Source organism: Cylindrospermum sp. FACHB-282 (assembly GCF_014697195.1).
Classification (GTDB): Bacteria; Cyanobacteriota; Cyanobacteriia; order Cyanobacteriales; family Nostocaceae; genus Cylindrospermum.
In genome coordinates this window covers 88412-102192 of the sequence record NZ_JACJRJ010000004.1, presented here as the reverse complement: position 1 = coordinate 102192, position 13781 = coordinate 88412, and the positions used below count along the sequence as shown (strand labels likewise).

Here is a 13781-nt window from a genome sequence, read left to right as displayed (position 1 = left end):
AAGTATTGCTTGATATTGATTAGTACTATGATGATGAGAATTGATTGGTGAAATGCTATTTATATTGAGAATTTATAATTAAGAATAGGAGAAAAAGAACAAATTGACAAACCACCTCCTGTCCTATTTCCATCCAATAGCAATAGTCAGGGATATAATAACTTCATTTAGCTTACAACAATCATCAGTTATTAGGAAATAATGCCTAATAACAAATAACTATGCCTACTCTTGGGGTTTCTCCAGGTAATCATGTTTACAGAAAATTAACCTAGGGAGCATCAGGAGATTTTTGGAGGCGTAATAATGTATTATAAACCTGCCGTTTTAAGTCACTGTTAGTTTGGATTTCTACAGTAATTTGGTTGAAACGCTCAGGAGGTAAACCGCTCTTGCTGACAATTTTTTCTGATTCCGTACAGTAGTCCCTTGCAATATTTTTAGCCTTACCTGGCAGAGCATCTATACTATCGGGTTGATTGCAAACTATTGCGGGAACTTCTCCACCATTAATAATTTGTTTAATTTCTTCAAAGGCTTGCTGACGGATTGGTTCCATCGCTAATACAGCTTGAGCATAGCTAGTGATTTCTGCATTGTTGACTGCTGGAGTTTGAGCATAAGCTTTTGAACTTAAGCCAAAATGACTGGAAAATGAACATCCACTGGCAAGAGTAGCGATTAGCAATGATTGGGTAAACATTCGCTGGAGGCTAGTTCGGAAAAATAAATCAGAAATTTTATTCATAGGATTGGGGACACAGTACTACATTAGGGATAGGGTAATAACTGTGAATTATTTTAGGAGTGAGAAGTTCCAGAAAATCTTGACTCCATTAAACTTTTATATTAGACATCAAGCTCTTCGACATATTTGACACAGTTCTATCACTTTAGTTTGAAGTACTGGCATTTCTGAACCCCCTTGCTTGAGACTAACTTCTAACTCTAGTAAAAGGGGCAAAGAGGAGATTAGTTGCTTGACAGAAAGAGACTTGACTTCTTGCTGTAAAAAATAGATCCGTTTGGGGTTACCAATCTCAGCAGCTTGTGCGATCGCTTGTTGATTCTGCTCACCACTTTCGATCATAATTTTCACCCATAACCAGGTGCGAAATTGACCAATTAGTGTAGCAACTATTCGCAATCCAGGCTCTGAAGCATTGATCAGATCAGCCACAGTTCCTAAAGCTTTAGCTGTATCTCCAGTTCTGATGGCTGCGGCCAATTGTAAACTATTTTGCTTAGTATTTCCGACCAGTTGAGTAATGGTATTTACATCTAAAGGTTGGTTGCTGCCAGCGGTATACAGCTGCAATTTCTCTATTTCATTGTAGAGCAACCGTGTATCGTTACCAACAGATTCTGCTAATAGTTCTGCTGTCTGGGGAGTCAGTTTTAGACCCACAGATTTAGCAGCTTCATTCACCGATTGTACCAATAATTCCGTTTTCCAAGGTGGAATCAGGGGAAATTCTCGGAACTCGGTGGCAAATTGTTTTAACAATTTTGTGGCTTTGAGGCGTTCATCTGGTTTGTTACGGGTGGTAAGCAATAAAAATGAGTTTTCAGGAATTACGGGCAAGGTTCGTTGCAATTCTGCTAACAGATTTTCTGGACATTGCTGGCACAGGGTAGTGTTATTCAGCCACACCAGGCGTCCACCAGCGCCAAAAGTTGGTGTCATCACTTGGTTTAACCCCTGGACTGTAGCATCGGCTTGATCTGGGGGGAATAAAGTGTAATTAAAGCTTATCCATAGGGGATCGAGGATGCGATCGCGCAAGAGCGTTACTGCTTTCTCCATAGCAAAATCATCCTCACCCCAGTAAACATAGATTGGCATAGACTTTCCCGGATTGGGGCTCTTAGCAGGGGTCTAAGGGGTCTCTTGGCAGGGGGCTAAGGGGGAATTAGTCTATAAGTCTCCTTCTTTTCTCCTCCCAATCCCCAATCCCATTTTCCCCTAGCATCACGCCAAAAAAACTAAATACTTTTTCAATCACTTGGGTTAATCTGGGTAATTTTCCCTAAAATCTATCAAGTGAGAGCGTGAGGCCATGAAGATTGGACGACAACTATCAAACTTACTTAAATCGGGTAGCAAGACTGACGCTGCCAGAAGCTTACAGATCCCAAGTCCAGCATATCCAGGAATCATCTAAATTTCTGCCCCATTCCGGATTGAGACAACCTGCACCTTTTCCTGGCTATACACTGATTACTCCGCCAGCAGCAGAAGATTCACTAAACTCTGATTTTTATGCCAAGTTACAGGCTTATCAAGAGGAACTTTTGCAGTTACCTGTAAACCTTGATTTGATTGTCCCTGTACCTCCTGCTAGCTTCCATCTGACGTTGGCTGACTTGATTTGGGACAGTGCTTACCTTCACGCCTGTGAAGAAAATCCCAGATTTGACGAAGAGTTGAGACATTGCTTAACCGAAATGTTTCAGCAATATCAACAATCGATGACAAAAAGGACTCATCCGATTCAATGGCAAATGCTGGGACTGATACTGATGCCAAGAGCTGTAGCCGTTTGTTTAGTCCCCCAAGATGAACGCTCCTACGAGGACATCATTCAATTTCGCCGGACAATTTATCAAAATCCCAAGTTAATTGCTTTAGGTATTGAGCAGCATTATCACTTTACTGCCCATATTACATTAGGCTATTTTGGGGAGGTTTCGCCTGAGCTAGACCGGACAAATTTCAGCACCACACTTTCTCAGTTGAATGAAAAATGGCTTTTGAATTTGCCTAAATTTTTGATCCAGGGTGTTGAACTACGAAAGTTTGACAACATGGCGCACTATTATTGTCAACCAGACTGGCCGAGTTTAGATTTTTGAGTTGATGAGATGGGCAAAAGTTTTGATCATGGGTAATTGATCATGGGTAATTGGTAATAAGTAAGATTTTTTTACTATTACCAATTACCTATTTTTTAATCATCTAATATTCTGGCTGTTGATAGGCAAGATAAATAGCTTCTAAAAATACATCAGAGGTAACATCTACTGGCAGGTTTTCTAAATTAATAATAGCTTGAACCTGCTGTGATAATTTTAGAGATAGTAAGGCTCTTGCCTTCGATGCCATTGCACTACGTCGCCCCAAGTATTCACGAATAATGGCAAAATCATCAGGTAATAATAGGGATAAATCGGCAGTTTGTCTCAACTCGATATGGAGTGACTTTGCCTGTTCAGAAATAGTGAAAGCTGCTGATTTAGTAGCTGTTTGGGTTTGAATCACAATTGTGCCTGCTGCCAAATCACCTAGGCGCTTTTCTTGGGGACTTAAGGCAATTAAAAAAGCTCCAATGAATAAAGATTCATCAAAGAGACGAAGTACAGCACGAAGGCTTGCTTGTTGCAAACCGATTGGTCTACCATCATCTCGAATAACGCGAATTTTAGCAATGCGTTTACCAGGGGTTTGTCCCTGCCATAAAGTTTCAAATAAGACGAAGTAACCTGCGTAAATAACGGTACTGGCAACAATGGCGATCGCCAGTAACCACAAAGGGACTGCGGAGCCGAAAATCTCTGTTAAGGAATCTCCTAACTGCGCCGCGACAAAAGCCCATATCAGGAAAAACACCGCCAAAGTCGCCAGCAAAATCAGATAGTCAATGATTAGAGCAAAGACACGACTACCGATGCCGGCGAGGGTGAACTCTAACTCAACACTTTCTGGTGTGCGGAATTTTACATGGTTAAAAAGGTGCATAGTAGTCTCGGTGTTGGCGGTTTAAATATCGTGGTTACGTAACTGCAAACCTAACCCCTCACGACGACTCCGCAGATCATAGTAAATAACAGCTTTGATTACCTGCCAGAATGGCATCACAAAAATCCCACCTACCAAGCTGGTGAGCAAACAAATAGAATACACAATCCAGTACAAAGTAGAACCTTGCTCCAGCCGCTGAAGAAATAAACTGGGTACAGAGTTAAACAAAAATACAATGGGCAGTGTCACAATATTAGCAACTATCACAACACCCTGAACCCTAAATGCAGAAGATTGAGTTAACTCCCAACTTCTATTAATACTCTTGCTACTATTGATATTTTCTTCAACTGCCAACGCTACGTCAGCTATCACCCAACGGGAATAAAACCAAGTTAATCCTAGCATCGGAATAACTACCGCTAACGGCACCGCTAAGAACATTATGATAACAATCGGTTCACGACCTAATATAAAACCTAATATAAAACCTAATCCTAATCCCAACAAAATGACCACTATACTTACAATGGCCAGCCCCAAATAAGCTAAAATAACATATATACCTACTCGCAAATTAACTGTTATAAATGACCAGAGGCGTCGATTAACATGGCTTCTGGCATCTTCAACACTTTCCGGCTGGTTGGTCAATTCTCCAAAAGCTAAACGCGAGATTAGTCCAGGTATATTAGCATATTTTGCCCAGCCATATATGGGAAATAAAACCCACAAATGAGCAATTAATGATAGTTTAAGATAAGTTTTAAGATGAGAACGATACAACCTTACACCAGCACTGACCACATTACCAATACTGAGGGGTTGTATGGGGACGGGAGAACCAAAATTTTCAGGCATGATTTTAAATTTTCCTTTCAAATACGGGTGATTATTTGAGGTTATCTTAAGCTAAGTTAAACTCAGTATTGCCAAAATGTATGAATATTCAACGTTGGATTGCACGGCGAGAAATAAATTGGCAGCGTCTGGACACTCTGTTAAAGCAGGTAGAACAAAAAGGATTAAAGTCACTGCAAGCAGATAAAATTCGCGAGTTAGCGAGTTTATATCGTTCCGTGGCGGCGGATTTGTCGCGGGCCCGTACTCAACAAGTGGGTAATACTTTGATTCAAAGTTTACAATCTTTGACAAGCCGTGCATATACGCAAATTTACCATGGTTCGCGGCGACAGGAATGGCTTGCAGTTGTAGAATTTTATCGCTGGGGATTACCAAATGTAGTGCAGCAAACATTTGCATATATCGCCACTGCGATCGCTTTATTCCTTCTAGGGGCTTTAGTGGCTTGGTGGTATGCTTGGCAAGATCCAACCTTTATGTCGCTGATAGTACCCAAAAGCTTGATTACTCAGGTGCGAGATCAACATAAATTGTGGATGGGTTCGATTGTCGGCATTGAACCTTTGGCATCCAGCAATATTATGATTAATAACCTATCGGTGTCTTTTGCTGCTGTTGCTGGGGGGATGACAGCAGGGCTATTTACAGCCTATATCATGATATTCAATGGCTTATTAATTGGTGGTGTGGGCACTCTGGTGGGTCAAAATCAACTGGCTTATCCCTTTTGGGCGTTTGTGTTTCCTCACGGTTCTTTGGAATTACCCGCTATCTTTTTTGCTGGTGGTGCGGGACTTTTACTAGCTAAAGCAATTTTATTTCCTGGTAAATATCGCCGCCGCGATGCACTAAAATTATCCGGTTCTCTGGCGGTGCAATTAGTATTTGGCATTGTGCCAATGTTGATTATTGCTGGTACTATTGAAGGTTTTTTCTCTCCCAATCCCGGCATACCAAACCAGATTAAATATTTGGCAGGTATGGGACTGTTTATGCTTTTAGTAATGTACTGTAATCGCCAAAAGCCTAATTAATTAAAAATTTTAAATGCTTTTTTGATGCGTCTCTTTACGCATCCTACATAGCACGAATTAATTAAAATTTTCTTAAGTAGGTCAGCGTCAATAATTAAAGTTTAAAAATGGTAATAATTAAGTCTTGGTCGCAGAAGAGAATTACAGTTGATTTCTGGCTTTGAGTTGCAAATAGCGGTCAACTAATTGATCAGCAATCTGATTGGCTGGGGCGTCGAGTACCAATACACCTTTTTGTTTTAACTTGGCAAAGGCAACTTGCCGTTGTGCTAATAAATCTAGTGCTACTGCCCGGATATAAGCGTTTGTGATATCTGTTGTGGCGGTGGATGCTAGATAATCAACTTGGGGATCTCGGAGTGTGACGCAAAACGGTAGATAGCGGGGTGCTAATTTGGTGAGGGCGGCGAGGAGTTCGGTGGAGGCGATCGCATCTACTAAGTCTGTAATCACTACTACAAGTGCCCTGCGAGTTTGTCGCTGCACTACAGTTGTCACGGCACTCAAATAATCAGATTCTAATAATACTGGTTGAATGGGAGTCAGGCGATCAATTAGCTGATTTAGGTGATTTTGTCCACGTTCTGGGGGAACCCAGGTATGCATTTGGCGGTCAAATACTCCAACGCCGACGCGATCGCCTCGATGTAATCCCGCCAAGGCTAAGGATAAGGCTGTATTCAAGCCCCAGTCAAACCGCTGCAAACCCTGTACTTGTGCTGTCATCAATCTGCCGCGATCTAGTAAGATGATTAAGGTTTGCTCTTGTTCTGGTTCCAAAACCCTTACCAGTGGGGATGCGTTGCGATAAGTCCCGACGCGACGGGCGGTAGCTTTCCAATCAATAAACCGCAAATCGTCTCCGGTGCGATAGTTTCGCAGTTCGGCAAATTCTGTACCAATACCCATTTGGCGAAGTTTGCGAATTGAGCCTGATGATTGAATTGTGAGGCGAATTGTCAGCGATCGCAATCCTAATAAATCAGGATAAACTTTTACCTCCAGACTTTGCTTAACAAGCCAATCATCCCAAGCTAATCCCCAAACTCCCAACTGTCGCACTTGAATATTTCCCCAAGGAAACGCTCCCCGCTGTGTTGGGTTGACAGTATAGTTCAATTCCTGAGTGCTATTAGCAAGAACTGTAGCGCAGATTTCCTCCGCAGACACGCCAAAACCTGTTGGGTAGTAGTCACGGATTTGGATGACGGCGTTAGCTTGCCCCGATTTTACCTTTAACACAACCGGATTATCCCGCCCAATGGACAATCGCGGCGGTAATTCACGGGTAATTTCCACGCGGTCGCGTCGCACCCGTAAACCATCTACAATCATTAAACCTAAAATAATGGCATCAAATAGCAAAGTCACAGCGATACTGATGGCCATACCCATAAATAGGGATAAAATTGGGGCGATCGCTATTCCTAAAACTAATAATAAGTAAACTCTTTTTGCCGGAACCATTTTTGTAATTACAATAGCAACATTTTAAAAATTAATCTATGGATTGGTGTTGTAGAGGCGGCTTTGACAGTGCTAAATAATTAACGCAGAAGAAGATTCAGCAATTAATAAAAAATCTTAAAACTGTTGCCAAAGGGAATTTAAACCCCGACTGTAGCAATATTCCCTAGGGTAAGCCCTTGGACTTCCCGGAGGGTAGGGGTGATGGTTGGTTTTTAAGGGTAACGAGCGCGGAGGGATTTGAACCCCCGACCCACAGAACCGGAATCTGTTGCTCTATCCACTGAGCTACGCGCCCTCGTTATGCTCAAGTATAGCACACTTTTTCCACTATAAAAAATCAGCGGGGTTTACAGGTGTGCCATTGCGACGCACTTCAAAATGAAGATGGGGGCCAGTTGAAAAACCTGTAGAACCGACAGCAGCGATCGCTTGTCCCCGTTGCACTGATTGTCCTTCTGAAACGTACAACTCGCTGGTATGTCCATAAAGTGTAGTTATCCCTCCGCCGTGATTGATAATTACAGCCCTGCCATAACCACCATACCAGCCGGCAAAAATCACCGTTCCCGAATCTGCTGCCCGAATTGTACTACCATAACTAGCGGCAAAATCTAACCCTGCATGAAAGCGGCGATAACCGAGAATGGGATGAACCCGCCAACCAAAGGGACTGCTAGTGGATGCATCGCTAGGATATGCAAATACCCCAGTTCCCCGAATAATCACGCTTTTGCTGCTGGTTTTCGCTTGTGCTTCTGCTTCTTCCCTAGCTTGTGCTTCGGCTACCTTTTGTTGAATCAATACTTCCAGACTTTGGGAATCTTGATCTAGTTGGTTTTGCGCTGCTGTCAAAGCGAGGCGATCGCTATTTAGGCGTTGAATCAATTCTGCTTGTAACTGCCCCTGAGTTTGATAATCGGCTTTTTGCGCTAATAGTTGCTGCCTAATCAAGGCAATTTCGTTTTTTTGTCCTTCTACATCAGTTTGCTGCTTAATTAACAGGTTTGCTTGTTCAGTCAGTTTTACCAAAATCTTTTGATCTGCCTGATAAACCAGCTTCAACTGATGACGACGGCTGATAAAATCGCTGATATCTTGGCTTTGCAGCAAAACAGCCCATCCCTGGGAAGCAGGCGATCGCTGAATAAAGCGCAAACGTGCCACCGTTGCTATTTGTCGTTCTTGATATAAACGTTCCGCCGTCACTTTTGCAGCTTCTAACTGCTCCAGGCGTGCAGTAGCTAGGCGTAAGCGTAACGAAATCTCTTGAATCTGGCTATTAGTCGTTTGCAGATTTTGGTTGATACCTGTGAGGTTCTTCTGCGCTTCTTGTTGCAGATTAGTTAAGCGATCGCGTTCCTTGACTACATTCTGCCGCTGCTGCTTAATTTGTTGCTGCTGTTGTCGCAGATTATCAACTGAAGCTGGAGCAGCATATACTGGCGACAATGTCAAGTTAAACCACAGAATGCAGCACAATGCCAGATGCAACCAGTAAAAAATTCTCTTTTTTCCTAGAAATGGCGCTCTCATACCGAGAGATTGACTAAAGCGATGGTCAAAAACACCATAAGGATTATTCCCAAATTCCGATTCACCCACTCAAACACACAAAATATCAAAGAAAGCCTGCCAAGTTGTAACATAAACATTCCTGCTATGTCAGCATTGAGCAGATATATCGGCTGTGGAGGATGTATGAATACGCGTCAAGGCATTCTTATAATTACCGTAATTACGCCAGGTTTAATCGTGCTGGCAATATCGCTTTACTACTTTGGCACAGATTACGCAGCACTGATAAAAGCTGAAAGTTATGTATCACAGTTAGTAGAAACACCAAATACCAATGAAAGAAAGTTAGAATTTGCCTATCATCGCGCTTTAGCCCATCGCATCAATGTATTTGCCGATGGCACTTGGGGATTATTGGGCGGTGCGATCGCGGCACTGGGCATACATGGAATAGTCACGATCAAGGAGAAGGAGATTTAGAGAAAACCCGTAAATCCTTCTCCTGATCAAGCTAAACGGCTAAATTTGCTGATTTCCAGGTTGCCAAATCTGCCAAAGAGCGATCGCGATATTTTCCGTATTTTTCCGGTTTACTTTTGATTCTCATCCCCAAATCTGGCACAATCCCAAAATTAGGAGGCATTGGTTGGAAATGCTTAGGCGAAGCCGAACTGATAAACTCAAACAGCGCCCCCATCATTGTTGTCGGTGGCAGACTCAATGGTTCTTTACCCAAAGCTAGCCGTGCCGCATTAATTCCCGCCAAGCAGCCACCAGCAGCCGCTGCGGTATAGCCTTCAGTTCCAATCAACTGCCCAGCTGCTAATAATGTCGGACGCTGCTTAAATTGCAGAGTTGCAGACATCAACTGTGGTGCATTGAGAAAAGTGTTGCGGTGCATCACACCTAACCGCACAAATTCAGCTTTTTCCAAACCGGGAATTAACTGGAATATGCGTTTTTGCTCACCCCAACGCAGATTAGTTTGAAATCCTACCATATTCCACAGTTGACCGGCTTTGTCTTCTTGGCGCAGCTGAATCACAGCATAAGGACGTTCTCCCGTGCGGTTGTCAGACAATCCTACAGGCTTCAAGGGGCCGTAACGCATGGTATCTTCTCCCCGATGGGCCAGTTCTTCAATGGGGAGACAGGCTTCAAAAAATTTCGCCGTTTCCCGTTCAAAACCCTTAAGTTCAGTTTGTTCGGCTTTGCAGAGTTCTTCCCGGAAGTGCAAATATTGCTCTTTATTCATCGGGCAATTGAGATAAGCCGCTTCGCCTTTATCATAGCGGGAAGCCATGAAAGCAATATCCTGATTGATTGATTCACCTACAATAATCGGGCTAGCAGCATCAAAAAAGCTGAGGTATTCCATCCCCGTGAAGCGGTGCAAATCTTCTGCTAAGTCGGGACTGGTTAAAGGCCCACTTGCCAAAACTACAATTCCTTCAGGAACAGTAGACACTTCTCCCCGACGAAATTCAATTAAAGGATGGCTGGAGAGTGTTTCTGTCAAATCTTGACCAAATTGTCCTCTATCCACCGCTAACGCCCCACCAGCGGGGACTGCGTGTTCATCAGCTTTAGCAATCACAATGGAATTAAGCTGGCGTAGTTCTTCATGTAATAATCCCGCTGCGCGATCGCTTGCCATTGCCCCAAAAGAATTACTACATACTAATTCTGCCAAATGTTCTGTATGGTGGGCAGGGCTAAAGCGTTTGGGGCGCATTTCATGGAGAATTACCGGTACTCCAGCTTGGGCTATTTGCCATGCTGCTTCTGTCCCAGCTAATCCACCTCCAATCACTTGTATTGGTTGTTGTTCCATAGTTAAATTTATAATTCCTGGTTTCGTTAAAGATAATTTGCTGGGAGTGTATATATATCAATAATCATAGATGATTCTTTCTAGTGGGGACATTTTGCATCTAGCAGCGTCTTGAATTGATTGCACCCAGCATCAATAATCACACACAATTAACCTAGATTTTTTGAGCTAAGTAGGTTGGCGTAAATAATTCAAGGTTGGTAGTGAGGGCTTCAGCCCTCAAGGTAGGGCTAAAGCCCTCACTACGAGCAAATTTCAATATTTTTTACTTTGCTTAACATAGTTTGATTTCTTTTCGCCTACTTACTTAAGTTATAAAAATCAATAGTTTCCTACTGTAAATTCTCATCAAGCAACAAGTTTCATGACCGAGTTTGAACGTTATCTATTTGACTTACAAGGCTTCTTGATAATTGAAAATGTACTCAACATTGACCAAATTGCAGCCCTTCAGGCAACGCTAGATCAGCAGATTGCCCGCAAAAATGACTCAGAAGCATCATTTTTGCGCTTTGATAGTCTGCTGCCTTGGGGCAAGCCTTACCGAGAGTTGATAGATCATCCCCGAATCACTCCATATCTATCTGAATTGGTGGGAGAGCAATTTCGCCTAGATCATGAGTATGCTCACATCATCCGTCAAGGTATTGGCCCCATTGGCTGCCATCTCCATGGGGGTGGAACTCCTTATGATCCTTGCCAGTATTACCTGTTCAAAGATGGCAAGATACACAATGGCTTAACTGCCGTTGCGTACGAACTAAATGATGTGCATCCAGGAGAGGGGGGATTTGGCTGTGTTCCTGGTAGCCACAAGAGTAATCTGCCTTTCCCAAAACAATGGCTTGACTTGAAGTCTCCTAGTGCTTGTGTACAGGCAGTTACGATCAAGGCAGGAAGTGCCATTATATTTACTGAAGCTTTAACTCATGGTACTCTTCCCTGGCGAGGAAAAAATGAGCGCCGGACACTGTTTTACAAATATTCCCCTCACCCATCTGCTTGGGCAAGGCATGACTATAATTCTGATGATTACCCCGATTTGACTGCATCTCAACGGCAAATACTCAAGAAGCCTGGAGTTTATCCATGAACTACTTTTTTGCCGTATTCCCCCGGCTAAACTCACGCCTATGCAACTTCACTAAAACTCTGATTCGCCGCTTGAATTGTGCAAAATCTTCATCACTCAATTTGGTTTTTTGCCATACTGGGCGTTGCATTAACCGCTCAGACCATTTATTGATCTGAGGGTAATCATCAAGAGTAAAACCCATATTAGGTAAATAAAGTACAGCATTGCCAGCAACTATATCTGCTAGGGTTAACTGTTCGCTGCCAAAGTAAGGCAAGTTTCCTAATAACTCTGTAAAAAATTTCAGTACTTTATCGATATGCTGCTTTGCTTTGGTAAATTGCGGTGAGTCTTGATTTTCATAAATTAGTGAAATTAATTGAGGAAATAATTCATTTGCAGTCAGCATTTGCACCATTTTAACTGTTGCTAACGCCTGGGGTTCTTGCGGCAACAATGCAGGTTTTGGGTACTTGGCTTCTAAGTAGTCTAGAATTGCCAGAGATTCTACCAACCGAAGGCCATTATCGACTACAACCGGAATATGCTGGAAGGGATTAATTGCTGAGAAATCTGGGTTTAATTGGTCTCCATCCAAGTTCATTAAAATTGGTTCAAAGGGAATCTCTTTTTCTAGTAATGTTATCCATACACGGCGAGCATTAGGCGAAATGGGATTGTAGTAGAATTTCAGCATGGGTAATTATTTCTAAATTTAATTGAATGGGCAAAAAATTTCTAGTGAGCTAATCAATTTTTCTAAATAACTTGCTGAGATTCAGCATATTTATTATGCATTTTTACTGGAATAGGAACGGGGCGTCCATTTTGTAAACTGATAAATGCACCTTTTTGTGTAGCTATGGCTGCTAGTTTGTTATTAGAAAAAATTTCGGCTTGCACAGTCCATTTTAGCCGCCCTAAGTTACTTAGCCACAAACGCCCAATTACTTTGTCATTCAGCTTAATGGGACGTTTATATTCAATTTGAGTACCTGCCAAAATCGGTGCATATCCTTGCTCTAGTTGTGGCCCAAGGTGCCAGTGTTCATCTAAAAACTTTAAGCGTAAATCTTCTAGCCATCTGATATAAACAATATTGCTCACAATTCCTGCAAAATCAATATCGTAGGTTCTCACCGGTATGACTATTTCTACTTCTAATGGTCTGTGTAAGTTGTTGGTTACTAACATGATTGTTCCTGTGTATGCAAATAATAAGACCTTTCGGTCTGTTAAATTATAAAAAAATTAAGCTGGCTCAAACTTGTACCTTGTAGTTCAATGCCAATTCATCACCCGGTAAACCTCTAATACCCCAATTGGATTTAGGGATTTCAAAAATGGTAATTTCAATATCATCGACAGAAATTTGCAATTGTTCGTTAATTTGTTGAAACAACCGACGAATCAGTTGTTTTTTGGTTTCTACTGAGCGCCCATCAAACATACTAATTTCGATAATTAGATAGTTTTGTGATCTATCAGTTGGATAGTAGAAATCTGATTTATCTAATGAGATAAACCGCTGAAATCGTTTTTCTTGGCTAATTTGTAATACCTCGATCATTGAGGTATGGATGAGATTTGAGAGCTTCGATTTGATGGGGTTTAGTTGATCTACTAAACCATATACCTTAACTTGTACCATAGATTTAAAGGTGGGTTTTTATATACTCATTTAGGTGATTTGCTGCTCTTTCTATGTGAATTGTATCTCCATATAGCTTGCTCATCATCATCGCTCCTTCCAGGGTGGCAATTATGATGGTTGCAAGTTGATCAGCATCAACATCAGGGCGAATTTCACCTTGATCAATTCCTTTGTTAATAATTAAACAAATTAGGTGACGCCAAGAGTTCATCGCTTGTTGAGCAAGTTCTCGCAGTGCAGGATGAGTATCATCACTTTCAACAGCGGTATTTAGCAGTGGACATCCTCCTTTAATCGGTGGGTTGTCTACAAAGCTACGAAAGACATCAATGATTCCTAAAAGGCGTTCAATTGCATGGCGTTTATTTCGCAATACTGCTTTAGTATGCTGACTGACAGAGCTAACTGCAAACTGAAAAGCCTGTAGTGCTAGTTCATCTTTGTTTTTGAAGTGATTGTAAATCCCTCCTTTCTGTAATCCTGTGACACGCATAATGTCAGAAATGGACGAGCCTGCATATCCCTGTTGGTTAAACAGTTCAGCTGCTTGTTGCAGAATTTTGGTTTTTGTTTCTTCGCCTTTAGACATTAAA

The 13781-nt window shown here is 42.0% G+C and carries 15 protein-coding genes and 1 tRNA gene; 4 read left to right on the top strand and 12 right to left on the bottom strand.

The window, feature by feature from the left end; all coding sequences use genetic code 11:
- Positions 1 to 271 precede the first annotated feature (271 nt).
- Together H6G32_RS03400 and holA are read right to left on the bottom strand one after the other, a co-directional pair.
- Positions 272 to 748, bottom strand: a complete 477-nt coding sequence (locus H6G32_RS03400) for a DUF4168 domain-containing protein (RefSeq protein ID WP_190454774.1) — start codon at positions 746 to 748, stop codon at positions 272 to 274.
- 108 nt (positions 749 to 856) lie between these two features.
- Positions 857 to 1846, bottom strand: coding sequence for a DNA polymerase III subunit delta (holA, locus tag H6G32_RS03395; protein WP_190454771.1), 990 nt, complete (start codon positions 1844 to 1846; stop codon positions 857 to 859).
- 221 nt (positions 1847 to 2067) lie between these two features.
- Between holA and H6G32_RS03390 the strand changes: the two genes are divergently transcribed.
- On the top strand, positions 2068 to 2856 hold the full coding sequence (locus H6G32_RS03390; RefSeq protein ID WP_190454768.1) for a DUF1868 domain-containing protein: 789 nt from the start codon (positions 2068 to 2070) through the stop codon (positions 2854 to 2856).
- 103 nt (positions 2857 to 2959) lie between these two features.
- Here H6G32_RS03390 and H6G32_RS03385 read toward each other — a convergent pair whose 3' ends face one another.
- Complete coding sequence (locus H6G32_RS03385; RefSeq protein WP_190454765.1) at positions 2960 to 3739, bottom strand: RDD family protein; 780 nt, start codon at positions 3737 to 3739, stop codon at positions 2960 to 2962.
- Positions 3740 to 3760: 21 nt separating this feature from the next.
- Positions 3761 to 4603 (bottom strand): hypothetical protein, encoded by an 843-nt coding sequence (locus H6G32_RS03380; protein ID WP_190454762.1) that lies wholly within the window; start codon positions 4601 to 4603, stop codon positions 3761 to 3763.
- A gap of 80 nt (positions 4604 to 4683) precedes the next feature.
- Here H6G32_RS03380 and H6G32_RS03375 point away from each other — a divergent pair, with 80 nt between their 5' ends.
- Positions 4684 to 5640 (top strand): stage II sporulation protein M, encoded by a 957-nt coding sequence (locus tag H6G32_RS03375; protein ID WP_190454759.1) that lies wholly within the window; start codon positions 4684 to 4686, stop codon positions 5638 to 5640.
- A 141-nt stretch (positions 5641 to 5781) separates the two neighbouring features.
- Here the strand turns inward: H6G32_RS03375 and H6G32_RS03370 are convergent, their stop codons facing one another.
- From H6G32_RS03370 to H6G32_RS03360, 3 genes are all read right to left on the bottom strand, one after another.
- Complete coding sequence (locus H6G32_RS03370; protein ID WP_190454756.1) at positions 5782 to 7107, bottom strand: DUF58 domain-containing protein; 1326 nt, start codon at positions 7105 to 7107, stop codon at positions 5782 to 5784.
- A 225-nt stretch (positions 7108 to 7332) separates the two neighbouring features.
- A tRNA-Arg gene (locus H6G32_RS03365) sits at positions 7333 to 7405 on the bottom strand.
- A gap of 32 nt (positions 7406 to 7437) precedes the next feature.
- Positions 7438 to 8643, bottom strand: coding sequence for a murein hydrolase activator EnvC family protein (locus H6G32_RS03360; protein ID WP_190454941.1), 1206 nt, complete (start codon positions 8641 to 8643; stop codon positions 7438 to 7440).
- A gap of 165 nt (positions 8644 to 8808) precedes the next feature.
- On the opposite strand from H6G32_RS03360, the gene H6G32_RS03355 reads away from it, so the two are divergent.
- Complete coding sequence (locus H6G32_RS03355) at positions 8809 to 9105, top strand: hypothetical protein (protein ID WP_190454753.1); 297 nt, start codon at positions 8809 to 8811, stop codon at positions 9103 to 9105.
- Positions 9106 to 9136: 31 nt separating this feature from the next.
- Here the strand turns inward: H6G32_RS03355 and trmFO are convergent, their stop codons facing one another.
- Positions 9137 to 10459, bottom strand: coding sequence for an FADH(2)-oxidizing methylenetetrahydrofolate--tRNA-(uracil(54)-C(5))-methyltransferase TrmFO (gene trmFO / locus H6G32_RS03350; RefSeq protein WP_190454748.1), 1323 nt, complete (start codon positions 10457 to 10459; stop codon positions 9137 to 9139).
- A gap of 364 nt (positions 10460 to 10823) precedes the next feature.
- Between trmFO and H6G32_RS03345 the strand changes: the two genes are divergently transcribed.
- A complete protein-coding gene (locus H6G32_RS03345) occupies positions 10824 to 11552 on the top strand; it encodes a phytanoyl-CoA dioxygenase family protein (RefSeq protein ID WP_190454744.1) in 729 nt (242 codons plus the stop codon).
- A gap of 1 nt (position 11553) precedes the next feature.
- Here the strand turns inward: H6G32_RS03345 and H6G32_RS03340 are convergent, their stop codons facing one another.
- The 4 genes from H6G32_RS03340 to H6G32_RS03325 form a co-directional block, all read right to left on the bottom strand.
- On the bottom strand, positions 11554 to 12231 hold the full coding sequence (locus H6G32_RS03340; protein ID WP_190454740.1) for a glutathione S-transferase family protein: 678 nt from the start codon (positions 12229 to 12231) through the stop codon (positions 11554 to 11556).
- A 62-nt stretch (positions 12232 to 12293) separates the two neighbouring features.
- A complete protein-coding gene (locus H6G32_RS03335) occupies positions 12294 to 12728 on the bottom strand; it encodes an acyl-CoA thioesterase (protein WP_190454737.1) in 435 nt (144 codons plus the stop codon).
- 67 nt (positions 12729 to 12795) lie between these two features.
- Positions 12796 to 13185: a tautomerase family protein gene (locus H6G32_RS03330; RefSeq protein WP_190454735.1), complete on the bottom strand. Its 390-nt coding sequence runs from the start codon at positions 13183 to 13185 to the stop codon at positions 12796 to 12798.
- A gap of 4 nt (positions 13186 to 13189) precedes the next feature.
- Positions 13190 to 13777: a TetR/AcrR family transcriptional regulator gene (locus H6G32_RS03325; protein ID WP_190454730.1), complete on the bottom strand. Its 588-nt coding sequence runs from the start codon at positions 13775 to 13777 to the stop codon at positions 13190 to 13192.
- Positions 13778 to 13781: the final 4 nt, after the last annotated feature.

Coding starts and splice junctions, on each gene's coding strand:
- H6G32_RS03335 (WP_190454737.1), bottom strand. CDS start 12,728: ATGTTAGTAACCAACAACTTACACAGACCATTAGAAGTAGAAATAGTC.
- H6G32_RS03385 (WP_190454765.1), bottom strand. CDS start 3,739: ATGCACCTTTTTAACCATGTAAAATTCCGCACACCAGAAAGTGTTGAG.
- H6G32_RS03355 (WP_190454753.1), top strand. CDS start 8,809: ATGAATACGCGTCAAGGCATTCTTATAATTACCGTAATTACGCCAGGT.
- H6G32_RS03330 (WP_190454735.1), bottom strand. CDS start 13,185: ATGGTACAAGTTAAGGTATATGGTTTAGTAGATCAACTAAACCCCATC.
- H6G32_RS03370 (WP_190454756.1), bottom strand. CDS start 7,107: ATGGTTCCGGCAAAAAGAGTTTACTTATTATTAGTTTTAGGAATAGCG.
- holA (WP_190454771.1), bottom strand. CDS start 1,846: ATGCCAATCTATGTTTACTGGGGTGAGGATGATTTTGCTATGGAGAAA.
- H6G32_RS03345 (WP_190454744.1), top strand. CDS start 10,824: ATGACCGAGTTTGAACGTTATCTATTTGACTTACAAGGCTTCTTGATA.
- H6G32_RS03400 (WP_190454774.1), bottom strand. CDS start 748: ATGAATAAAATTTCTGATTTATTTTTCCGAACTAGCCTCCAGCGAATG.
- trmFO (WP_190454748.1), bottom strand. CDS start 10,459: ATGGAACAACAACCAATACAAGTGATTGGAGGTGGATTAGCTGGGACA.
- H6G32_RS03375 (WP_190454759.1), top strand. CDS start 4,684: ATGAATATTCAACGTTGGATTGCACGGCGAGAAATAAATTGGCAGCGT.
- H6G32_RS03360 (WP_190454941.1), bottom strand. CDS start 8,643: ATGAGAGCGCCATTTCTAGGAAAAAAGAGAATTTTTTACTGGTTGCAT.
- H6G32_RS03340 (WP_190454740.1), bottom strand. CDS start 12,231: ATGCTGAAATTCTACTACAATCCCATTTCGCCTAATGCTCGCCGTGTA.
- H6G32_RS03325 (WP_190454730.1), bottom strand. CDS start 13,777: ATGTCTAAAGGCGAAGAAACAAAAACCAAAATTCTGCAACAAGCAGCT.
- H6G32_RS03380 (WP_190454762.1), bottom strand. CDS start 4,603: ATGCCTGAAAATTTTGGTTCTCCCGTCCCCATACAACCCCTCAGTATT.